Annotated in this window: 21 protein-coding genes and 1 tRNA gene; 9 read left to right on the top strand and 13 right to left on the bottom strand. The window is 49.5% G+C overall.

Features of this window, described 5'->3' with window-relative positions:
• From ACTHMC_RS11215 to ACTHMC_RS11185, 7 genes are all read right to left on the bottom strand, one after another.
• Positions 1 to 947: DUF2851 family protein (locus tag ACTHMC_RS11215; protein ID WP_440413208.1), on the bottom strand; the 947-nt coding region annotated here is incomplete at its 3' end.
• A gap of 61 nt (positions 948 to 1,008) precedes the next feature.
• Positions 1,009 to 1,593 carry a Maf family protein gene (locus ACTHMC_RS11210; RefSeq protein WP_440413207.1) on the bottom strand — a complete coding sequence of 195 codons (585 nt, stop codon included), beginning with the start codon at positions 1,591 to 1,593 and terminating at the stop codon, positions 1,009 to 1,011.
• Complete coding sequence (locus tag ACTHMC_RS11205; protein ID WP_440413206.1) at positions 1,593 to 2,537, bottom strand: geranylgeranylglycerol-phosphate geranylgeranyltransferase; 945 nt, start codon at positions 2,535 to 2,537, stop codon at positions 1,593 to 1,595. The genes ACTHMC_RS11210 and ACTHMC_RS11205 overlap by 1 nt, the downstream gene beginning before the upstream one ends.
• Before the next feature lie 22 nt (positions 2,538 to 2,559).
• A complete protein-coding gene (locus ACTHMC_RS11200) occupies positions 2,560 to 3,081 on the bottom strand; it encodes a KdsC family phosphatase (RefSeq protein ID WP_440413205.1) in 522 nt (173 codons plus the stop codon).
• Between the two features lie 20 nt (positions 3,082 to 3,101).
• Entirely contained in the window at positions 3,102 to 5,273 is a 2,172-nt protein-coding gene (locus ACTHMC_RS11195) for a carboxy terminal-processing peptidase (protein ID WP_440413204.1), read from the bottom strand.
• Positions 5,274 to 5,349: 76 nt separating this feature from the next.
• A complete protein-coding gene (locus ACTHMC_RS11190; protein WP_440413203.1) occupies positions 5,350 to 5,676 on the bottom strand; it encodes a HigA family addiction module antitoxin in 327 nt (108 codons plus the stop codon).
• Between the two features lie 12 nt (positions 5,677 to 5,688).
• Complete coding sequence (locus ACTHMC_RS11185) at positions 5,689 to 5,970, bottom strand: type II toxin-antitoxin system RelE/ParE family toxin (RefSeq protein WP_440413202.1); 282 nt, start codon at positions 5,968 to 5,970, stop codon at positions 5,689 to 5,691.
• Between the two features lie 460 nt (positions 5,971 to 6,430).
• Here ACTHMC_RS11185 and ACTHMC_RS11180 point away from each other — a divergent pair.
• The 5 genes from ACTHMC_RS11180 to ACTHMC_RS11160 all read left to right on the top strand — a co-directional run bounded on the left by ACTHMC_RS11180 (position 6,431) and on the right by ACTHMC_RS11160 (position 11,437).
• Positions 6,431 to 6,504 (top strand) — tRNA-His (locus tag ACTHMC_RS11180).
• A gap of 69 nt (positions 6,505 to 6,573) precedes the next feature.
• A complete protein-coding gene (locus ACTHMC_RS11175; protein WP_440413201.1) occupies positions 6,574 to 7,137 on the top strand; it encodes a DUF445 domain-containing protein in 564 nt (187 codons plus the stop codon).
• A gap of 83 nt (positions 7,138 to 7,220) precedes the next feature.
• The gene (locus ACTHMC_RS11170) at positions 7,221 to 9,872 is read left to right on the top strand and encodes a TonB-dependent receptor domain-containing protein (RefSeq protein ID WP_440413200.1); all 2,652 of its coding nucleotides are present in this window, start codon (positions 7,221 to 7,223) and stop codon (positions 9,870 to 9,872) included.
• Positions 9,873 to 10,163: 291 nt separating this feature from the next.
• Entirely contained in the window at positions 10,164 to 10,784 is a 621-nt protein-coding gene (locus ACTHMC_RS11165; protein WP_440413199.1) for an SGNH/GDSL hydrolase family protein, read from the top strand.
• Between the two features lie 167 nt (positions 10,785 to 10,951).
• Positions 10,952 to 11,437, top strand: a complete 486-nt coding sequence (locus tag ACTHMC_RS11160) for a hypothetical protein (protein ID WP_440413198.1) — start codon at positions 10,952 to 10,954, stop codon at positions 11,435 to 11,437.
• Between the two features lie 10 nt (positions 11,438 to 11,447).
• Here ACTHMC_RS11160 and ACTHMC_RS11155 read toward each other — a convergent pair whose 3' ends face one another.
• The 5 genes from ACTHMC_RS11155 to pxpB all read right to left on the bottom strand — a co-directional run bounded on the left by ACTHMC_RS11155 (position 11,448) and on the right by pxpB (position 16,629).
• Positions 11,448 to 12,710: a DUF4407 domain-containing protein gene (locus ACTHMC_RS11155; protein ID WP_440413197.1), complete on the bottom strand. Its 1,263-nt coding sequence runs from the start codon at positions 12,708 to 12,710 to the stop codon at positions 11,448 to 11,450.
• A 203-nt stretch (positions 12,711 to 12,913) separates the two neighbouring features.
• The gene (locus ACTHMC_RS11150) at positions 12,914 to 14,119 is read right to left on the bottom strand and encodes an NRAMP family divalent metal transporter (protein ID WP_440413196.1); all 1,206 of its coding nucleotides are present in this window, start codon (positions 14,117 to 14,119) and stop codon (positions 12,914 to 12,916) included.
• Between the two features lie 4 nt (positions 14,120 to 14,123).
• Positions 14,124 to 14,894 (bottom strand): LamB/YcsF family protein, encoded by a 771-nt coding sequence (locus ACTHMC_RS11145; RefSeq protein WP_440413195.1) that lies wholly within the window; start codon positions 14,892 to 14,894, stop codon positions 14,124 to 14,126.
• Entirely contained in the window at positions 14,888 to 15,880 is a 993-nt protein-coding gene (locus tag ACTHMC_RS11140) for a biotin-dependent carboxyltransferase family protein (protein ID WP_440413194.1), read from the bottom strand. Before ACTHMC_RS11140 ends, ACTHMC_RS11145 begins: the two co-directional genes overlap by 7 nt.
• A gap of 62 nt (positions 15,881 to 15,942) precedes the next feature.
• Positions 15,943 to 16,629: a 5-oxoprolinase subunit PxpB gene (pxpB, locus tag ACTHMC_RS11135; protein ID WP_440413209.1), complete on the bottom strand. Its 687-nt coding sequence runs from the start codon at positions 16,627 to 16,629 to the stop codon at positions 15,943 to 15,945.
• A 456-nt stretch (positions 16,630 to 17,085) separates the two neighbouring features.
• Between pxpB and topA the strand changes: the two genes are divergently transcribed.
• From topA to ACTHMC_RS11115, 4 genes are all read left to right on the top strand, one after another.
• Entirely contained in the window at positions 17,086 to 19,665 is a 2,580-nt protein-coding gene (gene topA, locus ACTHMC_RS11130) for a type I DNA topoisomerase (RefSeq protein WP_440413193.1), read from the top strand.
• Positions 19,665 to 20,210, top strand: a complete 546-nt coding sequence (locus tag ACTHMC_RS11125) for a YcxB family protein (protein WP_440413192.1) — start codon at positions 19,665 to 19,667, stop codon at positions 20,208 to 20,210. The genes topA and ACTHMC_RS11125 overlap by 1 nt, the downstream gene beginning before the upstream one ends.
• 119 nt (positions 20,211 to 20,329) lie before the next feature.
• A complete protein-coding gene (locus tag ACTHMC_RS11120) occupies positions 20,330 to 21,256 on the top strand; it encodes a transglutaminase-like domain-containing protein (protein WP_440413191.1) in 927 nt (308 codons plus the stop codon).
• Between the two features lie 130 nt (positions 21,257 to 21,386).
• Positions 21,387 to 21,860, top strand: coding sequence for a Dps family protein (locus ACTHMC_RS11115; RefSeq protein WP_440413190.1), 474 nt, complete (start codon positions 21,387 to 21,389; stop codon positions 21,858 to 21,860).
• 131 nt (positions 21,861 to 21,991) lie between these two features.
• Here the strand turns inward: ACTHMC_RS11115 and ACTHMC_RS11110 are convergent, their stop codons facing one another.
• A complete protein-coding gene (locus ACTHMC_RS11110) occupies positions 21,992 to 23,431 on the bottom strand; it encodes a Gfo/Idh/MocA family protein (protein ID WP_440413189.1) in 1,440 nt (479 codons plus the stop codon).
• Positions 23,432 to 23,530: the final 99 nt, after the last annotated feature.

Raw genomic sequence — 23,530 nt, 5'->3', positions numbered from 1 at the left:
AGCGTATAATGATCATCCCAGAAGGAAGAGGCAGTAACGTTGAGCAATGACCGAAGCGGTTCCGGTTTGTCCGTTTCCAGTACCTGCTGAAACAGGTGCTCCGTGGTATGCAGCAGCATGGCCAGTTGTGATAATCTAACCGTGGGAAAGGCCGGTGGCCGCATTCTCAGGAAGTACACCGGCATATGCGTGCAGCGAAGGCTGTACTTGGTCCGGTAGAATTCATAATCCCTTTTCAGCTGCCTGGGATATTCTTCCCTGAATTGTTCGTTCAGTAAATTGGCCTGCCCAAGCAGCAACGCTTCCAGCTGAAACAGGTTTTTCCTGTGCCGCCGTATCAGGCTGAAGGGCAATGTGCCGGCAATGGATTCAAAAGCGTCTGCGTTCACTTTCATCCCAAAATTGCGGGCCAGCATCCACCAGAAAGTTTCCTCCCAGTGGTGACGTGTATTGTTCATGAAAGTGAATACCCTGGTTGTTTTGCGTTGTAAGCGCTCTACCAGTAACCGGTCTTTCCAGGCAGAAAAGACCAGGCTGTTCACTTTATGTAACTCAGACTGACAGGGAATGAACTGCCGGCTACGCATCCATGCTTCATACTGATGTAAAAGGAATTTCGGAACACGGTCCTGCAAGGTAAGCACCGGTACGGGATCTTCGGGATTGCCGATATCATCTTCCCATACTACATGTAAGATAACGTTGCGGTAAAGGGCATCATGGTGATGCGCATGCACAAACCAGTCGGAGCTGTGGATATGCAATTCCACCTGCCCCACCCAGATGATGCCATCGATACGGATACGGGCCTGCTGGAAATCCGGTCCCTGGTTATGGTTCAGTGTACCGGGATGCAGCACTTCCAGCTTCATGCCATTGGTGAGCGATAACTGATGGTAATTGAAATAACGGAACTGCCAGATGAATTGCAATAATCTTTCCTGCATGATCAGGGTAATCAGGTGAACGAATGGGTTACACCTGTACTGATCCGGCTTTTCTCTTGTTTCAGAGCGTCTGCAATGCCTGCAGCACCCGGCTAACGGGCAGCCCCATCACATTGTAGAAATCCCCTTCGATGCTTTTGATGCCTGTAACGCCGATCCATTCCTGGATGGCATAGGCGCCGGCCTTATCGTACGGCTCATATTTATCAACATAAAATTCAATCTGTTCCTGTGAGAGCTCATGGAACCACACGGATGTGATATCGGCAAAAGCCAGTTCTTTTTCGCCGTTCAGGATCACCACGCCGGTGATCACCTGGTGGCGTTTCCCGGAGAGGGCCGTGAGTATGCGAACAGCATCGTTCCGGTTTTCCGGCTTGCCGATGATCTCGTTATTCAGCACCACTACTGTATCTGCAGCCACGATCGGGCTTTTGATATCATAGCGGTTGTAGTCGTAGCCGTTCTTTACCGCCAGGGCTTTGTTCCGCGCAATATGAACGGGAATCTGCTCTGTGGGCATTCCGGCAGGATAATCCTCTTCCGTTACCGGGGCAATAATATCGAAATTCACTTCGGCCCATTCCAGTAATTGTTTGCGGCGTGGGCTCTGTGAAGCCAGCACTACACTGTTTACCTGCGTCATCAGAAATAGATTTTAAAGAATATCATCGAAAAGATGCCGGTTGCCATCACAAATTTAACCCAGTTGCTCAGGTTGTGAAAATCCTTTGGGGTGGTGGCGGTAAAGAGTTTCCGGAAGATATAGAGCAAGGGAAAGATCACCAGCAGCATGCAATATACTATGGACCACCACCATTTGAATGGTAACGTATATGCCTGAACGATCACCAGGGCCGCTATCAGCACCACCATCCAGGTAGCAATGAATACTTTGCTGCTTTGGACACCCCATACGATGGGCATGGTGCGGCAGCCGTAACGGGCGTCTCCATGCATATCTTCAATATCCTTGATCACTTCACGGATCAGGGATATGATAAACGCGAATCCTCCGTAGAGAAAGGTCAGGCGTAAGAGCTTGGAAGCATTGTAACCAAGCCAGATATCGGGATGTATATTGGCCATGAAATGACTGAGGAAACCAACAACCAGTACCACCCAGGCAGTGAGCAGGGAGATCAGGATATTACCTGATAACAATTTGCGTTTGAAGTTGGTGGAATAGAACCAGAGGGCTATCACACAACCTATATTCACAAATGCAAGCCACCACGCTCGTGTTTTCCAGGCAACAATGGCGCTGAGCAGGATGCCGGCCACGGAAAGGACCATATGCCACCAGATCACCCAGCGGCGGTTGATGATCTTTTCCACCACCAGTTTGCCGGGTTTGTTCACCTGGTCGATATTCCTGTCGAAATAATCATTGATGATATAACCGCCTGCTGCAATGAGCACAGAAGCAATCATCAAGGTAAGAAAAAGTGGTAATGTCAGTGGCAGTATAGCATTGGCCTGCACAAATACAGGCTTCACCACGCAATAGTAAAACAACAACTGGGTAACCGCTATGAACAGGAGGTTCAGGGTTCTGACGAGCTTAAAAAATGCGACCAGAAGTTTCATGCAACGCTAAGATAAGAAAGAACTATTTACTCGCCACATCTGTGTCGAGGTCCCAGTGATCATTCAGTTTCATAACGCGCTCTATCACTTCTCTCACGCATCCCATTCCGCCAGGGTGGTTGGATATGAACCGTGCTGCCTGCCTGATCTCTGTTACGGCATCGGCTGGCGCGCAGGGCATTCCCACCAGTTTCATCACACCAAGATCGGGGATATCGTCACCCATATAAAGTACTTCAGCAGGCTGAAGCCCGTGTTGGGCAAGGTATTGACGGAATACTTCCGGTTTGTTGTGCACGCCCATGAATATATCGGTGATGCCTAACTTTCCCAGACGGATAACCGCAGGATCGGAGGTGCTGCCCGAAATCACGGCAACCCTGTATCCTTTTTTCACGGCCAGCTGAAGCGCATATCCATCCTTGATATGCATGCGCCTGATGAATTGACCATTGTCAAGGATCATGAGTGTGCCGTCAGTCAGCACACCGTCCATATCGAATATAAAAGTAGTGACCGCTTTGAAATGCGCTAAAATGCTCATGAAAACAAAATGGTTAATGATTATTTACCGCTGTAAACAAGGTTCTTCTGTACGATCATATCATTCACCACATTCACTGCTTCATTGAGATAAATATCGTTGGTGCGCAGGTTCTTCACCCATAATTTGAAGCGTTCCAGTTTGGCTGTATCGCTTTCATATTTCTTCAGGTCTTCCGTGAGGGCCTGGGCATCCAGTTCATGAGAAGACTTGCTGAGGGTTTCGATCTGCTTAACGGTAGCTTTGATCTGTTTTTGTTCGTCCTGGTATTTAGTGAGGTTGAGAGAAACCACTTTATCATTCTGCTTGGTGAGCCATTCTGCATTGGTGCGGATCAGGTTGAAGGCATCATTGCCTTTCAGCCTTGCTTCGCTGGCCTTTTGAATGGGCGCCAGGTCAAGTCCGTATTTCCAGCGGCTGTAGCTGGCTTTCTGGATCTCGTCCCAGGGCAGTGCATCCTCATTGTCTTTCTCACGGAGTTTGGAGAACTCGTAGATATCGGGCAGGGTGATATCGGAGCTCACTCCACGAAGCTGGGTGGAACCGCCGTTGATACGGTAGAATTTCTGTAAGGTCACCTTTAGGGTGCCGAGATCGCTGTTGGCGTCCAGCATGCCCATTGTTTTATCCAGACCTATATTGCGTTGTACTGTTCCTTTGCCGTAAGTGGAGGTGCTGCCAATGATCAGTCCACGGTCATAATCCTGGATGGCGGCTGCGAAGATCTCAGAAGCTGATGCGCTGAACTCATTCACCATTACAGCGAGAGGACCATCATACAGAACGGATTTATCCCGGTCGAAATACACCTGGGGTTGTTTACCGTCTCGGTCTTTCACCTGAACAATCGGGCCGCCTTCGATGAAGAGGCCTACCATCTGCACCACATCATAAAGGGAGCCGCCGCCGTTATTACGGAGGTCCATGATGATGCCATCCACTTTCTGCTCTTTGAGTTTGATGATCTCTTTGCGAACGTCTTCAGAGCAACGGGCGCCCTGGGGATCGTCGAAATTGGCATAGAACTCAGGGAGGTAGATCATACCTACTTTACCACGCTCGGTGTTGATCACCACGCTCCTGGCAAAGGTCTCATCCTGCAGGATCTTATCCCGGATCAGGGTCACCACTTTCAGTGAACCATCAGTCTTTTTCAGGGTGAGACGCACTTCGGAGCCTTTTTTACCACGGATCAGTTTCACGGCGTCTTCCACGATATAACCGGTGAGGTCCACCCACTCCCCGTCTTTTCCTTCCGCCACCTTGAAGATGATATCACCTACATTGAACTGGCCTGATTTCCAGGCCGGGCTGCCGGCTACCAGGGTAACGATCTTGATAAAGCCGTCCTCATCGCGGAGGGAGGCGCCGATCCCGAAGAACTGGCCGCTCATCTGCTCATCAAAGTAGCGCTTGTCAACTGGCGGGAAGAAGGTGGTGTGCGGGTCCATGGACTCAGACACTGTTTTCACATATTCATTGAAACGATCGTCGTCGGTGACTTTATTTTTGAGACGGTCGAAGCTTCTGTTCAGGATCTTGAGCACTCTTTCGCGGGCATCTGCTTCCAGTTCGGCGTCGGTCTTTTTCACATAGCCGGCTTTGCCGCTGTTCTTTTCGCGTTCTGACACGCCTTCCGCATAGCGCTCGAGCGCCATATATTTCAGGCGTTTCCTCCAGGCTTCCTGGCGATCTGCCGGAGTTTTGGGGAATTCAGCCTTTTCGGTGCTGAGGTTTACGTTTTCTTCTTTGGAGAAATCAAATGGTTTGGCGAGGATCTCTTTATAGACTGCTTCCGCTTCGGCAATACGTTTTTTGAAGATCAGGCTTACTGCGGGAACGAAATGAACGGATCCGCCGTTGATCTCGTCATCCAGTTTGGTTTCATATGCTTTTCTCAGCTCTTCCACATCGGAGGCGAGCAGGATATTCTTCTGGTCATCGATCTTTTCTCCGAGGTATTTCCTGAAGATCTCTTTGGAGAAGGCGTCGTCCACTTTGCGGGGGCTGAAGTGAATTTGAGTAAGCATCTCTCCTACTGTATGAAGGATCTTTTCATTCTTTGTTTCATCTTTCTTGCCACCACCATTGAGTCCGAGGGTACGGAAAGCTACAAATACCCCGAGGCCAACCAGGATCAACACAACGGGCAGATTCCTTTTATTAAACATATTCTTGAATACTTTGGTCATTGGTACCAAAAATAACGATAATTAGGTTGGGTTGTTGCGGGGAGAAAACAATATTAACAAAGGCAGTACGGAAGGATCAGCGGGCGGAAGCTTTTGGTTTTGGGGCCTTTACTGGTTTGATATGATCAAATTTTCCTGATTGGCGGCCGAACCAGAGATCATAGTCGTTCATCATACCAAGCCATGTTTCTGCGCGGATGCCCCACAGTTTTTCGAGGCGCAAGGCCATAACCGGTGTAATGGAAGCTTTGCCATTGACAATTTCGGATAATGTTTTGCGACTGATCTCGAGAAGCCTGGCTCCTTCGGTAATGGTGATCTCCCAGTCTTCCAGCAATTCGCGGAGATGCCCTTCGCCCGGGTGTGAGGGCGCCATGCCCCGCTTCAATGGTTTTTGTGGCATATATTCTGATGTTTAATGGTAATCAAGATAGTTCAGGAGGTAAACGTTGCCATTCTCAAATTTGAAAATGATCCGGTCATTACCTGATACAGTGATGGCCCAGTAATCTATAAGGCTTCCTGATAATTGATGAAGACGATAACGTCTTCTGTTTCTCAGCTCAGAAAGATTACCGGACCGGTTCAGGAGATCCAGGCATGCCCGGATCTTTTTGACATAGGCATGCGGCAGCTTCGAAGCATCATTCTTCTCCCAGAACAACTGCAGTCCTTTGTGTTTTATTGATACGATCATAAAGGTAGGCGTAACCCCTGGGGTTACAAAATATTTGATGATAATCTTTAAAAAAATCAGTACCAGTACGGATATTTCGATTATTCGTTACCGGTATATTTATCACCACAATGCTACGCGTGCCCTTGTGAAGAACAGCGGGAAAAATCCCGCCATCCAGCGTTGTTTTTCCCGCTGAATTACCAATTAAAAACAATATGCATTGAGGATCTCCCGATCGGGTAAAACATTCAGATATAGCACACCGTGTACATTCATATGATCACTTCCTTCTTAACACCTGGCTGTTGGTTTGCATACTGCGGTTGGTGAATGGCCCGTATGCCTCCGGTTACAGCCAAATGCAGGTGGAAACAGCATCCCAGCCCCAATAAAAAGTACCTAGCACACTGTGAATCAAAAAAATAAACAAGTTTTTTTGGTGGAATTTATTTTTGCTCTACATTTGCAGTCCCAAATGGTACCCATAGCTCAGCTGGTTAGAGCATCAGATTGTGGTTCTGAGGGTCGCCGGTTCGAACCCGGTTGGGTACCCACTTAAGTAAACGGTGAAATTCTTCTGAGAGTTTCACCGTTTTTCGTTGTACTTAAAACTATGATCATATGAACTGGTGGCTTATTCTTGTTCCTGTTGTCGGCGCATTTATCGGATGGCTTGGAAACCGCATGGTAGTGAATACCCTGCTCAAACGCATTCTGCCCCAACAACAACCCAAAGTGGCGGTACTGGCAGGAGAAGCCGCTGCTGCATTCGTTGACTTCGATGCAATTGAACAAAAGATCTCCGGGCCCGAAGCCATTCAGAAGATCATGCCACAGGTGGAAGGACATATCGATCATTTCCTCAGGAACAAGCTGGGACAGGCTTTTCCCATGATCAGTATGTTCATTGGAGAGAAAACCATTAGCCAGCTGAAAGAGATCTTCATGAAAGAACTGGAAGAGATCTTCCCCCAACTCATGCAGAGTTATGCAAAGAACCTGCGTTCCGACCTGGATGTAGAAAAGATGGTCAGCCAGAAGATCGCTTCCCTCTCTCCTGCAAAGGTTGAAACCGCCATCAGGCAGCAACTGGCCAGGCAACTCCGGAGCTTTGAGCTGACGGGCGCCGGCATAGGCCTGGTTACGGGAATCATTCAAGTCCTGATTTTCCTGGCTTTCGCCTGATCCCTTACCGCTCATCAAATTGAACGAACCCTTCGCAAGCCGGTTGGTTATTTTACGTCTAACCGTACATATTCCACATTATCATGAGATTATTTCTACTGACCTCGGTCATTATCATTAGTAGTATAGCCAGTTTTGCACAAATGCCCGGAATGGGCGGCATGGGCGGAGGCGCCCGCAGAGGCGGCGGTCAGGTGCCGGCCATCGGACATTTTTACGGGAAAGTGGTGGATGGAAAAACCAATAAAGGTCTCGAAGCGGCTTCCATTCAACTGATCGGCACCAAATTCGATTCCGCTTCCCGCAAAAGAAAAGATACCATACTCGCCGGCATGCTCAGCCGTTCCAATGGCGATTTCAGCCTGGAAAACCTCCCTATCTTCGGTCAGTTCCGTTTGACTATCACGGCCATCGGTTACAAGACCATCGACCAGAAAGTGAATTTCGACCTCAAAATGACCCCTGGCCAGGATATGAGCCAGGCCATGAACGCCGTTGACAAAGACCTGGGTAATATCAAACTGGAGCAGGATGCTCAAAGCCTGGACGCCGTTACAGTCACCGCTTCCAAACCCCTCATTCAGATGGGGATCGACAGAAAGATCATCAACGTTGAGAAAAATATCAATGCCGCCGGTGGTTCCGCCATCGATGTAATGCGCAATGTACCCAGCGTGAACGTAGACATAGACGGAAACGTGAGCCTCCGCAATGCGGCGCCCACCATCTTTGTAGATGGAAGACCCACTACCCTCTCGCTCGATCAGATCCCTGCGGACGCCATCGCCACCGTTGAACTGATTACCAACCCATCCGCTAAATACGATGCAAGTGGCGGACAGAGCGGGATCATCAATATCGTTTTAAAAAAGAACAGAAAGGCTGGCTATAGCGGCAGTGTCCGGGCCGGCGTAGACTCCCGCGGCCGTTTCAATGGCGGTGGAGATATCAATATGCGCCAGGGTAAAGTGAATTTATTTGCCAATGGAAATTACAACCAGCGCAAATCGAAGAGCTGGGGTGAAATGGACAGGCTGAGTGAAGAACGTGGCAAAACAGTTTCCACGGATCAGGAAAGCAAGGGAGCGTTCGATGGAAGTTTCGCTTTCGGAAGGATCGGTCTTGATTACTTCATCGACAACCGCAATACCATCACCCTTTCACAATCCATCGTGAACGGTAATTTCAACGGCGCCAATAATCAGAATATCAACACTGATACCCTGGGCGTAAGTAATGCATTCCTCTCTCAGCGCCGCATCAACGGAAACGACAATAATTTCCGCAACTACGGCACACAGCTCGCATACAAACACAACTTCGCCAAACCCGGCAAAGAACTGACGGCAGATGTAAACTTCAATACCAGCAAGAACGATAACGGTACAAATATCCGTTACCAGTACTTCGATGATCCCCTTCAGCAGAACGGCGTGAGCCCTGTTTTTGTACAAACGACAGCAGGTGGTGGCAAGAATAATTCTCTGGTTGCACAAACGGATTATATAAATCCCATCAATGATAAAATGAAATGGGAAGCCGGGCTGCGGGCACAGATCAGGAATTTCGAGAGCAGGCAGCTGAACTACCTCGATGGAAGTTATAAACCTGAGCTCAGCAATGAATTCGAGTATACCGATTATGTATATGCGGGATATGCTACTTTCTCTCAAAAAGTTAAAGATAATTTCAGCTACCAGGTAGGACTGAGAGCAGAGAGTTCCAGTTACGATGGAAAGCAGATCGGTAAAGGCAGCTATTCCAACGATTTTCCGATCAGTCTGTTTCCATCCGTATTCTTAACGCGCAGTTTTGAAAACAGGCAGGACCTGCAACTGAATTACAGCCGCAGGATCAACCGTCCGAATTTCTTTCAGCTGATGCCAAATACGGATTACACGGATCCGCTCAACTACCAGACCGGTAACCCGGACCTGAAACCCGAGTTCACTCATTCACTGGAATTGAGTTATCAAAAAACTTACGGCGAGAAGAACCATACCTTCCTGGCAACTCTCTTCGGAAAATACACCACCAATCTTATCAGCCGTTACCAGAACTGGCAACAGCTGGGCGGCAGCGGGGATTCCGCTTATATCTCTACCTGGGTGAACGCCAGCAACGCGTATGCGAGCGGCCTGGAGCTGATCTTCCGTAATAACTGGACCAAATGGTGGGAGATGAATTTCAACACCAATATCTATTATTCAAAGATAGAAGGGGATAATGTGGTGAAGAACCTGGAGAATGAGCGCACCTCCTGGAACGTGAAAACCAACCATACTTTCAAGTTCGGTAAGGGATGGAGTTTCCAGCTGAGCGGTGATTATCAGAGTCGCAGTGCACTGCCCGTGAGCACCAGCAACAGCGGTCAGGGTGGACGCGGCTTTGGCGGCGGCGGAGGTGGTTTCGGTGGTGGACCGGTATCCACTACACAGGGATATATCGATGACAATTATGGTATGGACCTGGGACTGAAAAAAGACTTCCAGATCAAAAAGAATACGGCATCCATCTCCATCAACTGGAGTGATGTGCTTCGTACGCGCCGTAACCTGGTGCATTCTGAAGCGGATGGTTTTGTGCAGGACGATTTCAGACGTCGTGATCCGCAGATCGTGCGTGTAAACTTCAGCTACCGCTTCGGCAAATTTGATGTTGGTCTTTTCAAGAGAAAGAATACCAAGGGCGAGCAGGAAGGCATGCAGAACGGCATGCAGGGTATGCAGCAATAGCCTGGCATCACAACATATTGGATTTTTCAAAAGTCCGGAAGACTATTACAAAAGTGATAATCTCCCGGATTTTTTTGTAGCTGACCTGTACGAGGGGGAGTTAAAAAGGGACAGGGTACGAATAAAAACGAGTGCAGAGATTAGGAATTATTGTTGTAAGGGGTAAAGGGAGGGCAAATCAATTCTTAGACAATTTACGTATATAAGTTAAGAAAAGATTCAGGTATGCGAAGAAAGTGTCTCCTGCTTTACATTAGTTTCCTTATTTTTCCAGCCACATTAACACCCAGTATGTTGGCAATTTCTCATACCTATCTTGCGCTCGGCGATTCATATACCATTGGAGAAGGTGTAGCTGTGGCCGAAAATTTCCCGTATCAGACCGTTCAGTTATTGCGCCGTTCGGGGCACGACTTCCATGCACCTGAGATCGTAGCCAAAACCGGCTGGACCACGGATGAGTTGCAAAAAGGGATCGACAGTACCCTGCTGCGGAAGCAATACGATATGGTTTCCCTGCTGATCGGGGTCAATAACCAGTATCGCGGCCGTTCGGCTTCCCAGTATGAAGAAGAGTTTGAATCCCTGCTGAAGCAGGCCATCGGGTTTGCAGGCAATCACCCGGAACATGTTTTTGTATTATCCATACCGGACTGGGGCGTTACTCCTTTCGCTGAAGGCCGCGACCGGGAACAGATCGCGCGTGAGATCGATGATTACAACAATGCCAATAAGGTATTGGCAGATAAATATCATGTTCACTATTATGATATCACTCCCGGAACCCGGGTGGCGGCAACAGACCGCACCCTGGTAGCGGCGGATAACCTGCATCCTTCCGGAAAGGAGTATGAGATCTGGGCCAGGCAGCTGGCTGCGGGGATTGAAAAGCAATTGGAGCAGCAGCAATAATCAGCCTGTGCCCGGTAATCGGGGAGCACTCGCTCGCCTCCCGGCGAGTGAGGAATATTTGTTCGCCTCCCGGCGAACACCGTGTAGCCGCAGGCGACGGAATAAAAGTCACTCACGGGGACGCGGGCGACTGGGCACTGCGAAAGGAAATTCTTATTTTGCACCCTATGCAACCACTCAGCTGGCGCGAGAAATTCGCAGGGATATTCATACTTGTTCTTGGACTCATTTTTATGATCCTGTTTGTAATGGAGCTGTTCACGTCAAGATCAAGTGATGTTACTTCAAATGCAGACGCCATAACGGTAAACAGGGCAGCATTGTTCCGCCATATCAGGAATATCACTTCTATCCTTATTGCAATAGCAGGTGCGTTGGGATTGCTTCGGCAAAAGCAGCTAGGCTGGATGCTGGCTGTTCCTTTCCTGCTGATCATCGGTGTGATTGCCGGTTATTTTTTATACCTCACATTAACAACCGGGATGGGTATGATGAGCATTGCACCCGGTATTGCATTGTTGCTGGTTATAATGTCCCTGATCTTTTTACTGCTTCCGTCAGCCCGTGAAAAATACAGGGTCAGCAGTAAAACGATACTGCCAACCCTGGTTTTTCTCCTGGCTATAGGTGCGGTCTTTTTCCTGTTACAGTAACCGCTTATTTTCAGAGTACATCGTCTTCATTGACCTGGTAGCGCTCTTTCAGTTTGCGCATCACTTCGTCCATGCTGGCACGATGGTCCTTCGGGTTCCATTCGCCCCGCTCCCATTTTTCCAGTTCTTCATCTATATGTTTTTTCTGCAGCTCACTGAGTTTGTCTACCAGCTGATCGCTCATTTCTTTCTGCTTCCGGTAGAAGCTGCGCTTGCGTTCGGAAGTAAGTTCCTTGTCTTTCCGCATTTCATTTTCCGCAGCGGCCATGCTTGTGAGCTCTTCTTTAGCCAGTGCTATATCATAAGGCCCGATGGGCATAATGAGCTTTGAAAGGATGGGGCCCACTTCTATCAGAATGATCAGCAGTGATAACAAGAGGCTGGTCCAGAATACACTGCTCTCCTCACCTGCCAGGTCGCTGAGCGCCTTGTTTCTTTCCAGGAAACCGATATTGTTCTTTGCTGCAGTTTCATATTCTTTTCGTTTGGCTTCCAGCCCTGTGTTGGTAGCTGCAAGGAGACTGTCCTGCTGTTTTATGCTTTGATCAAGCGAACTCATTTCCGGCTTGAACTGCGAGAGCGCTGTATTGAATGCTTCCATCTTCAGCCTGGCCAGCTGATCGATGCCGCGTTGTTGTGAACCGCCCGTTCCATCCGCTTCCTGGATATAGGAAGCCTGCAGGCGGTGCAGGGTGTCTTCGATAGCTAGCTTGCGGGCATTTAGCCGGTCCCGCTCAGCTAGCGCATTATTAATCTGCACCTGGTGTTCGATACGTAGCAGGCTGTCGTTCTCCTGCATTTTTTTGTGCAGGTTCTTTGTTACCTGTGTATCGATCTCCTTTTCAAAGATCTTCAGTTCAAGCGGGCGTGCAATGGTGACTCCAATGAGTAATGCCAGGAATACACGTGGAATGGCCATCCAAACCTGTTTTCGCTTGCTTACGCCATACTTGCGCATAGTGGAAACAAGGAACCGGTCGAAGTTGAAGATGATGATGCCCCAGATGAGACCAAAGAGAATGGTCCAGCCCCAGCTACCGAAAACGCTGTAAATAGCATACCCGGCTGAGATGGAAGCCAGCACAAAAGTGGCGAGTATCACGCCTCCCAGCCCGCTGTACTTGCTGTGCTCTGATGGAAATTGTTTGAGTAGATCCTGATGTGCGCCTGCACACCACCATAAAAAACGCTTGTCTGATTTACGGGTTGAACCGGCACCGAACGACTCGTAATTATACAAGTCACCCTGATGACCCTGATTGTTGTCAGTCATAGTAAATACGTTTTTAGTGCTCCGGAAGAGCTCAGTTAACGCAACACGGAGTTAAGAGTATAAATGCTGAATATTGGTGGTTGAAGTGGAGGAACGAACTATTGAACGGCAAAATAGGCCGTTAATTGTAAATGAAAAGCTAAAGCAGCCCATTATTTTATGGGAGGCGGTATTCCCTGATGCAATCTTCTGTCAGCGTGTATTCACCAGAGTTTGCCGAGGTCCCCGATGATGGTCCGGACACCCATCCAGGTCATTACTGCCACTACCAGCCAGCCCATTGAGCTCATCCAGAGTGGGTGCCTGTACTTTCCTACCAGCTTTTGTTTGTACACAGCCAGCAGCATCAGCGCCAGGGCGAAAGGCAGGATCAGTCCATTCAGTGCACCGGCCAGTACCAGCACTTTCACCGGTGGCTTACCCATCATGGCAAATATGAAAGCGGAAAAAACGATAAAGATAGTGGTGAGCATCCTGTAGTTCTTTTCCAGGAAAGGATGGAAAGTTCTCAGGAAGGAAATGGAGGTATAAGCCGAGCCAACTACCGAAGTGATGGAAGCGGCCCAGAGCACGATCCCGAAAATATAATATCCGGTTTGTCCGGCAGCCAGCTGAAACACGGAGCCCGCAGGATTGTCAGGGTTCAGTATGCCGCCGCTTGCAATTACGCCCAGGGATGCCAGGAAGAGCAGGATCCGCATGGCTGATGCCAGGAGGATGGCACTCACACTGCTTCTGGTGACCTGAGGCAGTTTGTCCTGCCCTCTGATACCGGCATCCAGCAATCTGTGTGCGCCTGCAAAGCTGATATAACCTCCTACGGTTCCACCCACCAGGGTTACGATAGCCGTGGTATTTATTTGTGTTGGAACGAAGGTCCTCAACGCAGCTTCTCCTGCCGGAGGATGTGATGCGATGGCTACATAAAGTGTAAGTCCGATCATTACAAATCCCAGCACTTTGGTGAACCAGTCCATGGCCTTGCCTGCTTCCTTTACCCAGAAGATCACCAGTGCCAGCGCAGCGGAGAGGCAGGCACCGGTAACGGGCCTTGTTGGATCTGCATCCAGCGGAAACAGGATATCCAGACCCATGCCCGCTCCTGCCACATTACCGATATTGAATGCCATTCCCCCCAATACTACCAGTGCAGCCAGGAAAAATCCTGATCCCGGCAGCAGGTTATTGGCCAGGTCCTGTGCGCGCATACCCGATACCGTTATAACGCGCCAGATATTCAGCTGTCCCGCAATATCAAGCAGAATGGATATGAGGATCACAAAGCCGAAACTGGTCAGCAACTGTTGAGTGAATACCGTGGTCTGTGTAATGAAACCGGGACCGATGGCGGATGTTGCCATCAGGAAGGCTGCGCCCAGCAGGGCGGATTTAGTACTGGAAGAACTCAAGCAGTCAGATTTTAGCGGGAGAAGTTACAGCGATCCCGGCACTTGACAAAGCATTATGTATAGCTTTTGCAAAAGAAACGGCATCGGACCCGTCGCCATGTATACAAATGGTTTCCGCTTTTACGGGAACGGTCTTGCCGGAAAGTGACTGCACCGTCTGCTGTTGCACCATCTGCAAAACCTGCGCAACGGAGGCTTCCTGTGAATGCAACATGGCATCGGGGTGTGAGCGTGGCGTAAGGCTGCCATCGTCCTGGTAGGTCCTGTCTGCAAACACTTCGCTGCAGGTGGAGAGGAAATCATGTCTGCCGGTTTCAATGAGCTCGCTGCCGCTCAGTCCGTACAGGATCAGTGATCCGTCAAAATCATACACGGCATCTGCAATGGCCTTTGCCATGATGGGGTCTTTGGCGGCCATATTGTACAGTGCGCCATGTGGTTTTACATGATGCAGGATAGCGCCGTTTACCTGCAGAAAGGCGTTGAGTGCTCCCAGCTGATAAAGCACTATATCGTAGATCTGTTCAGGGGTTAGTTGCATATTGCTCCGCCCGAAATTCTCCCTGTCGGGAAATGATGGATGAGCGCCGATGGCAACGCCTGCCTTCAGAGCAGCTTCCACCATGGTATGCATGGTACCCGGATCACCGGCATGGTACCCACAGGCAAGATTAACCGAACTTATGAAAGGGAGTATGCTCAGGTCTCTTTCGAGTGAATAATCCCATAATGGCGAGCTCTCGCCCATATCGCAGTTGATATCAGTTTTCAGCATACCAGTTCATTCAGGTGATCATGGCAGGCCCTTTGAAGGATCACCATTTCCTGTTGCTGTGAATATAATAAATCTTCAGCTGTCTGCTGATCAACGCACCTGAACTGGATGGTATCACTGGGCCGTAACTGCGCCAGCTTGGGAAGATGCGCGCTTACCACATGACCGATACGGGGATAGCCACCGGTGGTCTGATGATCCGCCATGAGAACTATCAGTTGCCCGTCTGGCAGCAACTGGATGGTGCCGAAGCTGACCCCGGAAGAAACGAGTTCCGAATCATGTTTGCGTTTCAGTGCAGTGCCTTTGAGGCGGTAGCCCATGCGGTCGGAGAACGGATGGATGATGAAATTATTCTGGAGAAGATCTTTCTGTGAATTCGGACAGAGATCGTTGAACTCATGGCCTTTGGTGAAGCAGATCTCGTGCGGATCCTGGTATATGCGGTGCATATCCACCCGCCAGTTGAGCACCTGGTATTCCCTTCCTTCGCGGAGCAGTCCGGCAAAGTAGATGGTGTTTTCGCGGAAGCTGAGCTCATCCCCTTTCCGCAGCATGCGTCCTTCATGGCCACCGGCGGCGGCTTTGAGGTTGGTACTGTAACTGCCCAGCCAGGGTTGTACGGAAAAGCCGCCATGGATAGCAATATAACAGCGGGCGCCCTGCTGCAGTTTATCGAAATGCAGGATGGTGTTTCTCCTGACCACAATAGGTTTCCAGAGTGGCAGGGGCTCATCGTTGAGCATGGGGGTGAAATCGCCTCCCGTAATACTGATCAGTGCATTCTGCTCGAAGAGGATCTGCGGGCCGGGAAAATGGACTTCCATTACAGCTTCGCCTCTTGCATTGCCGGCCAGCAGGTTGGCCACACCGGCGGCATACGGGTCCATAGCGCCCCCGGCATTGATGCCGAGATGGGCAAAACCGGATCGGCCTGCATCCTGGATGGTATCGCAAAGGCCTGGTTTGATGATGGTGAGGGACATTGCAGGAATTGTTTGGAGTTCAGGACTAATATCGGTTAAGGATCAACGTTAAACCAAACTGGTTACTGCCACGTACTGAATTCCCGGGCAGTGATCGGGAAGAACTGGATCTCATCACCTGGCTTCATCCAAACCGGTTGTTCGGCTTGTGGATCGAACATGTTGAGTGGTATACGGCCGATGATATTCCATCCGCCGGGACTGTTCAGTGGATAGATGCCTGTTTGTTTACCCGCTATGCCCACGCTGCCTGCCGCCACAGGGGATGGCTTCGGCTTACGTGGCGCGGCTATCCGCTCATCCACTGAGCCCAGGTAGGCAAAGCCGGGAAGGAACCCGATCATGAATACCCGGTATACCACTGCTGTATGCAGGGCGATGATTTCTTTTGTGGTTGTTTTGAGTTGTAAGGCCAGTGCCGTCAGGTCCGGTGCATATTCCTGTTCATAACAAACAGGTACCCGGTGGAATGCAGATGGCACTGCGGAATTTCCGGAGGACTGGTGATAAGCTTCTTCCAGCTTTTCCTTTACCCATGCAAAAACGGTAGAAGGAGGCTGATACGTTGTTTTGATAAGGAATGGATCGTAAGTAACAGTAAGGGAGCTATATGCCGGTATGATGTCTTTGAGCCCTTCAAAAGCATGATTCCCGAACCATGCTGCCATTGCCATCACTTTCCTGTTCAGGTCTTCATCCAACCGGTTGCCAAGATCAAATGATGCTGCGGCATCGCCGAGCGGGAATATAACCGGGAAAGTGTTCAGTGTTATTAATAATATGGTATCAAATATGCTGAAAATTCCGATTCAAAATTCAAAAACTTTCCATTTTACAGAATTTATAAGGAAGGAGGCTCAGAGTGTGCCCGGTAGCTCGCCTCTGGCGAGTTACTTATATTGGTTCGCCTCTGGCGAACGCTGAACTCGCCGGAAGCGAGCAAATTGAAGTCACTCGCGGGGACGCGAGCGACCGGGCTCACCTTATGATCTTTGCGGCCCATCCGAAAAAAATTAGCAAAATTGTCATAGTGCCAGTCGCCCTGACCTGTTTCCCCGTTGATTATCAGACCACTTGTCCGGGGTCAACTTCTTTCCAAAACAGGCCCGGTTCTTGCCCACCCTGCTGGCAGCAATTTGTTGTTTTCACCGTTATACACTAAACTTGCACGCCAACAGGCCTATTTTAAACCGCTTAATCAACGTATGGCGAAGAATTTACTGATAGTGGAGTCTCCTGCTAAAGCCAAAACCATCGAAAAGATCCTGGGATCAGATTTCGAGGTGAAGAGTTGCTATGGCCATATCAGGGACCTCGAGAAGGACGATATGGGAATCGATCTCAAGAACAATTACCAACCAAGATATATCATACCAGACGATAAGGAACGGGTTGTTAAAGAGTTACGCACTTTAGCCAAAAGATCCGACGAGGTCTGGCTGGCAACGGATGAGGACCGCGAAGGGGAAGCCATCAGCTGGCACCTTTGCGAAGTACTCGGACTGGACCCACGCAATACAAAGCGGATTGTTTTCCATGAGATCACCAAGCCTGCCATCCGCAAGGCGGTAGATAATCCGCGTACTGTGGACATGAACCTGGTAAATGCCCAGCAGGCACGCCGCGTGTTGGACAGGATCGTGGGTTTTGAGCTCAGCCCGGTTCTCTGGCGCAAGATGAGCATGAAGAACAACCTCAGTGCGGGACGTGTGCAGAGTGTTGCGGTTCGACTCATTGCCGAAAGGGAAAGAGAGATCAATGCTTTCACTGCTACCAGCACCTTCAAGATAGAAGCCCTCTTCACTGCCAACGATCTTAGCGGCAAGCCCGTTACGTTTTCAGCCGAAGGCAAAAAATACTCAGGCGCCTCCGATGCCGAAAGCTTCCTGAAAAGCTGTATCGGCGCGGATTACAAGGTGAACGATGTGCAGGTTAAACCGGCCCGTAAATCGCCCGCCCCGCCTTTCACCACTTCCACCCTGCAACAGGAAGCCTCCCGCAAGTTCGGCTACTCCGTGAGCCGCACCATGCAGCTGGCACAGAAACTCTACGAAAGCGGTAAGATCACCTATATGCGTACGGACAGTGTAAACCTTTCCGATACCGCCATGGGAGATGCCCGCAACCAGATCATCAGCCAGTACGGAGAACGTTACCACCAGCCACGCAAATACAAGAATAAAAATCAGTCGGCCCAGGAAGCGCACGAAGCGATCCGTCCTACTTATATGGACAACCATAATGTGGACGATCCTGATACCCGCAAATTATATGAGCTGATCTGGAAACGCACCATGGCCTCTCAGATGGCCGATGCGGAACTGGAAAGGACCATCGCAAAAATTTCCATCTCCACTAATAAGGAAGAGCTCAGTGCCAGCGGTGAAGTGCTGAAGTTCGAAGGGTTCCTGAAAGTATATCGCGAAGACCGCGATGAGGAAGATATCAATGATGATGAGCAGGCTGAAGGCATGCTGCCGCCACTCGCTGTAGGTCAGCAACTGCCGATGAAGGAAATGAAGGCCATCGAGCGTTTCAGCAGACCTTCACCGCGTTACACGGAAGCCTCGCTGGTAAAGAAGCTGGAAGAACTGGGGATCGGACGACCTTCTACCTACGCCCCTACTATTTCCACCATTCAGAAACGTGGTTATGTGGAGAAGCGCGATAAAGAAGGTACCAGACGCGAGTTCCGCATCTTCCGCCTGGTGAATGATGATATCAGCAAGATCACGGAATCTGAAAATACAGGTGCAGAGAAATCAAAGCTCTTCCCTTCCGATCTCGGACTGGTGGTGACAGACTTCCTGAAACAGTATTTCGATGATATCATGGACTACGGTTTCACTGCCCGCATCGAGAACGAGTTCGATGAAGTGGCAACAGGCAAACTGAAGTGGAACACCATGATCGATAGTTTTTATGTTCCTTTCAAAAAGGAAGTGGACAATACTATCGTGAATGCAGAGCGCATCAAAGGTGAGCGTGAACTGGGACTGGATCCGGAGAGTGGTAAGAAGATCGTTGCCAGGATGGGGCGTTTTGGTCCTATGGTGCAGATCGGCGATGTGAGTGATGAAGAGAAGCCTAAATTCGCCAGCCTGAAACGTGATCAGAGCATCGAGACCATCACTTATGAAGAAGCCATGGACCTTTTCAAACTGCCGAAAACACTGGGCACGTATGAAGAGCAGGAAGTGGTGGTGAACGTGGGAAGATTTGGTCCGTACGTTAAATTCGGAGAACAATTCATTTCCATACCCCGTGGCGAAGATCCCCTGGACGTTTCGCTGGAAAGGGCCATCGAGCTGATCAGCGAAAAACAACAGGCAGACGCTCCTGTCGCCATGTATGAAGGCAAGGGGGTAACAAAGGGGAAAGGGCGTTTCGGCCCGTTCATCAAATGGAACGAAATGTTCATCAACGTACCTAAACGTTACAACTTCGATAACCTTTCGCAGGCTGATATCAATGAGCTGATCGAAGCCAAGATAAGCAAGGAAGCCAACCGTTATATCCAGCACTGGCCTGAAGAGAAGATCTCTATCGAGAACGGCCGCTGGGGTCCGTTGATCAAATTCGGCAAGAAGATGCTGAAGCTGGGCAAGAAGGCGGACGACAGCAAATACACAGCTGAAGAAGCTGCTGCTATTTCGCTGGAGGATGTAAAGAAGATGATCGAGGCTCAGGTGCCCAATGCATTTTCCAAACCGGCAAAGAAGGCCGCAGCCAAGAAAACTGCCACCAAAAAAGCTGCCCCTAAGAAGGCTGCCAGGAAAAAATAGTGCTTACGCTCCAATTCAACCTCAGCCGGGAAGAATTCCTGGAATACAATTATTACACCAGCTGGTCCTCACCCGACCGGCGCAGTTACCGTTTCAGGTACTTTATGCGCGTACTGGCCCTCTATGGCCTGATAGCGGCCGGTTATGTGTATATCAACCGTAACCGGCATGAATTGCTGGTAGATGTATTTGTATTCAGTGCTATCGGTCTTATCTATGCGCTGATCGTTCCCGTTCTGGTGAAACGCTCCATCAAAAGCAGGGTGAATGCCATGCTGAAAGAAGCAGAGAACCAGCATATACTGCAGACTTCGGAGATTACTTTGAATGATCAGGGCATTATCGACAAGGACAGCGCTTCGGAAAGCCGCTATAATTGGGAGGCGATCGTAAAAAAAGTGGAGACTAAAGACTGTTACTACCTCTATACCAGTTCATACCATGCAATTCTTATCCCCATGCGTGCACTCAGCACACCGGAAGAACTAAAGGAGCTGAAACGTTTGCTCGATCAGCATCTCCCGCTGGCAAGCGAATTGCTTTGATAATCATGAAGATGAACTTTGTGTGAATTTGTGGAAAAGATTATTGTCCTGTTTTTAATCATTTCTCCGAAATTGACAACGTGATTGCGTTGTCTAATATCAGGGAGAATACCCGGTTTATGGAGGAAAATAAAGAAATATCAGCGTTGTTCCACCTGATTGATGATCCGGATGAAGAGGTATTCAATGTGGTATCCACCCGCATCATCGATTTTGGAAAAGGCATTATTCCCAACCTCGAGCATCTCTGGGAGAATACTGTCAGTGAAGATGTGCAGGAGAGGATCGAACTCCTCATTCATCGTTTACATTATCGCGATCTCACCGAGGAAACCCTGCAATGGGGTAAGAACCAGCACCAGGATCTGCTGACGGGCGCCCTGCTGGTAGCCCGTTTTCAATATCCCGACCTCACTACCAGCACTATCTACCAGGAAATAGAAAAACTCCGCCGCAATATCTGGCTGGAGCTCAACAATTACCTGACCCCGCTGGAACAGGTGAATGTGCTTACAAGCATCCTGTACAATTATTATAATCTGCGTGGTACGGAGATCGCTTACCAGCAGCCTGAGGAATTCCTCATCAACAAGCAACTGGAGGCAAAGCGGGGTAACGCCATTGCCAATGGTATCCTGTACCTCATTGTGAGCGAATTGCTGGATGTTCCCGTTCGCGCCATCAGTATCCCCCGCCAGTTTGTTCTGGGCTATTTCAAGCCGGAATACGACTTTACGAGGGTGACTGAAAATCCCGAGTACAAAACGGAATTTTTCATCGATCCCATGAGCGGACAGGTATTCACGCACAAAGACGTTGAGAATTATTTCAAACGCATCAACGTACCTCCGGCCGAATCCTACTTCAAACCACTCTCCAACAAGGCCGTTATCAGGATGTTGCTGCAGGAATTCAGCAAATGTTTTGATAACGACAAATACCGTTACAAGCAAACCGAACTGCAGGACCTGGCTGCCCTGCTGGATACGCCGGATGAAAATCCTTTTACCGGGGAAATCGCCGGGGACGACGACCCCTCCGCATAATTCATTTTTTATATTGATGTAATTAGTACATTTGGTAACTCCTAATGCAAACTTTGATGGCCCGCTATTTGTAAAACTTCCCTGAAGCAGCGGAACTAACAATTATCATTACACTAAAAAAAATGAAGACATGAAAGCGAACATTGGCCTGGTTGACAAGAATGCACAACAAGTAGCCCTGATCCTTAACAAACTGCTCGCCGACGAATTTGTGCTGTATGCAAAAACCAGGAACTATCACTGGAACTATGAAGGTGATAATTTCATGGAAATGCACAAATTCTTTGAAGGCTTATACACTGAACTGGAAGATGTGATCGATGAACTGGCAGAAAGAGTGCGCAAGATCGGCCATTATGCAGAAGGCCGTCTGAAAGAATACCTGAAGCTCACCGATCTCACAGAGCCTGCCGCTACCACTAAACAGGGGGAGCAGGTGAGGAACCTGCTGGATGACCATGAAACAATGGCGCGTTATATCCGTACCAAAATTGAGGAAATAGACAAGCTGAAGGATGTGGGCACGGTTGATTATCTCACACAACTGATCCAGAAGCATGAGAAAGCAGCGTGGATGCTGCGTTCTTACCTGGGTAAGAAATAATGGAATTGGTATTAATAAAAGATCCCGGCTGTTTTGCAGCCGGGATCTTTTATTTGATGGAATATTTCGTGAAATGCAAAGGCCGCACAAGTCATGTGCGGCCTGCAGATATGAAAGTTGAACTGTATGCTTTATACGCCCAGTGTCCAGCCTTCCCTGTACTCTCTCTTCACAAACTGGTTGGCTTCTTCAAAATTGGTGATGCGCATATTCTTCGCATCCCAGAGCAGTTTCTTTCTGCCAAGGTATTTATCGCCCCATCCTTTCAGGTTGGGGTTCTTCATCATGAAGCTGCGGATAGCCAGGTTACCGATGAGGATACTTTCAGTGAAAGGACCTGCAAATTCAAACGGAGAGCTGGTCTCCCCTTTGCCATGACCGGCGATGCAGGCATTCACCCATTGCACGTAGTGGCCTTCGGGCACACGTTTGATGGTTTCCTTCGGCATCTTCTTTTCTTTCATCAGCCTGGTAGGAAGCAGTCTTGGATTGGCTCCGTAACAATCCGCCATGATCTTTCCTTTGGTGCCTTCGAAGATCACGCCGCCATCCCAGTTGCCCATTTCTTCATCAGGCAGCAGTTCGTCGGGGCGTGCAGGCATCAGGCCACCATCGTACCAGTTCACCTTGATGGTATGTTTACCATCGTTGGTGGGGTAAGAAAGGCGGATGATAGTGGAAGGAGGACAACTGTCGGGGTTCATGCTGTCATTCCACATTTCTTTCCAGATAGTGGCTACACTGCACTCCACATCGGAGGGATACAGGATCGGCAGGATGCGGTAAACGGGGTCCATGATATGGCAGGCCATATCACCGAGGGCGCCGGTACCGAATGCCCACCAGCCTCGCCAGTTGAAGGGCAGGTAGGCAGGGTTGAAGTCGATATGTTTGGCTGGTCCGAGCCAGAGATTCCAGTCGAGCTCCTTGGGGATCTCATGCGTTCCCGAAGGTGTGGGAAGTCCCTGTGGCCAAACAGGGCGGTTGGTCCAGCAATGCACGGTGTGCACCTGGCCGATCATGCCTGCGTCCACAATCTCTTTCATTTTACGGACGCCGTCGCCGGAGCCGCCCTGGTTGCCCATCTGGGTAACCACTTTATAGCGCTTAGCCGCTTCCGTTAGCATGCGTGCTTCGTAGATATCGTGAGCGAGCGGTTTCTGAACGTATACGTGTTTGCCGAGCTGCATGGCGGCGATGGCTGCCACGGCGTGTGTGTTATCGGGAGTTGATACTGAAACGGCATCGATATTCTTTCCCTCCTTATCCAGCATTTCGCGGAAGTCGCGGTAGTATGGGGCCTTGTCGAAACGCTTGCGTGTTTTGGCTGCTTCGCGGTCATCCACATCGCAGAGTGCCACTACCTGCGCATTGGGACTTTTCACAAATTCGGATAGATCACTGGCGCCCTTTCCGCCTACACCGATACCGGCTATGCGAAGTTTATCGCTCGGGGCCACAAAACCGCGCCCAAGCACGTGACGGGGCACAATGAAAAATCCGGCTGCCGCCAGGGAGGTGTTCCGGATAAAATCCCGGCGTGCGCGGTCTGAGGATTGCTTATTCTTCATGTTACAGTTTGATCTGTGTTTAGTGAATCGTGATAAGTGTACGAAGCACTGAAAATACGGAGGTATAACGATTTAGCAAAGAATGGAAGGCATTAATTT

Source organism: Pseudobacter sp. (assembly GCF_051955275.1).
GTDB lineage: Bacteria > Bacteroidota > Bacteroidia > Chitinophagales > Chitinophagaceae > Pseudobacter.
The sequence above is the reverse complement of the archived record's forward strand: the minus strand, read 5'-3'. Positions and strand labels throughout refer to the sequence as shown.

Excerpts from the sequence above, each read along its gene's own strand:
- ACTHMC_RS11210 (WP_440413207.1), bottom strand. The coding sequence starts at position 1,593 with ATGACGCAGGTAAACAGTGTAGTGCTGGCTTCACAGAGCCCACGCCGC.
- ACTHMC_RS11170 (WP_440413200.1), top strand. The coding sequence starts at position 7,221 with ATGAGATTATTTCTACTGACCTCGGTCATTATCATTAGTAGTATAGCC.
- ACTHMC_RS11195 (WP_440413204.1), bottom strand. The coding sequence starts at position 5,273 with ATGACCAAAGTATTCAAGAATATGTTTAATAAAAGGAATCTGCCCGTT.
- ACTHMC_RS11145 (WP_440413195.1), bottom strand. The coding sequence starts at position 14,894 with ATGCTGAAAACTGATATCAACTGCGATATGGGCGAGAGCTCGCCATTA.
- ACTHMC_RS11190 (WP_440413203.1), bottom strand. The coding sequence starts at position 5,676 with ATGCCACAAAAACCATTGAAGCGGGGCATGGCGCCCTCACACCCGGGC.
- ACTHMC_RS11120 (WP_440413191.1), top strand. The coding sequence starts at position 20,330 with ATGGAGGAAAATAAAGAAATATCAGCGTTGTTCCACCTGATTGATGAT.
- topA (WP_440413193.1), top strand. The coding sequence starts at position 17,086 with ATGGCGAAGAATTTACTGATAGTGGAGTCTCCTGCTAAAGCCAAAACC.
- ACTHMC_RS11115 (WP_440413190.1), top strand. The coding sequence starts at position 21,387 with ATGAAAGCGAACATTGGCCTGGTTGACAAGAATGCACAACAAGTAGCC.
- ACTHMC_RS11110 (WP_440413189.1), bottom strand. The coding sequence starts at position 23,431 with ATGAAGAATAAGCAATCCTCAGACCGCGCACGCCGGGATTTTATCCGG.
- ACTHMC_RS11160 (WP_440413198.1), top strand. The coding sequence starts at position 10,952 with ATGCAACCACTCAGCTGGCGCGAGAAATTCGCAGGGATATTCATACTT.
- ACTHMC_RS11140 (WP_440413194.1), bottom strand. The coding sequence starts at position 15,880 with ATGTCCCTCACCATCATCAAACCAGGCCTTTGCGATACCATCCAGGAT.
- ACTHMC_RS11175 (WP_440413201.1), top strand. The coding sequence starts at position 6,574 with ATGAACTGGTGGCTTATTCTTGTTCCTGTTGTCGGCGCATTTATCGGA.
- ACTHMC_RS11185 (WP_440413202.1), bottom strand. The coding sequence starts at position 5,970 with ATGATCGTATCAATAAAACACAAAGGACTGCAGTTGTTCTGGGAGAAG.
- ACTHMC_RS11155 (WP_440413197.1), bottom strand. The coding sequence starts at position 12,710 with ATGACTGACAACAATCAGGGTCATCAGGGTGACTTGTATAATTACGAG.
- ACTHMC_RS11205 (WP_440413206.1), bottom strand. The coding sequence starts at position 2,537 with ATGAAACTTCTGGTCGCATTTTTTAAGCTCGTCAGAACCCTGAACCTC.
- ACTHMC_RS11200 (WP_440413205.1), bottom strand. The coding sequence starts at position 3,081 with ATGAGCATTTTAGCGCATTTCAAAGCGGTCACTACTTTTATATTCGAT.
- ACTHMC_RS11165 (WP_440413199.1), top strand. The coding sequence starts at position 10,164 with ATGTTGGCAATTTCTCATACCTATCTTGCGCTCGGCGATTCATATACC.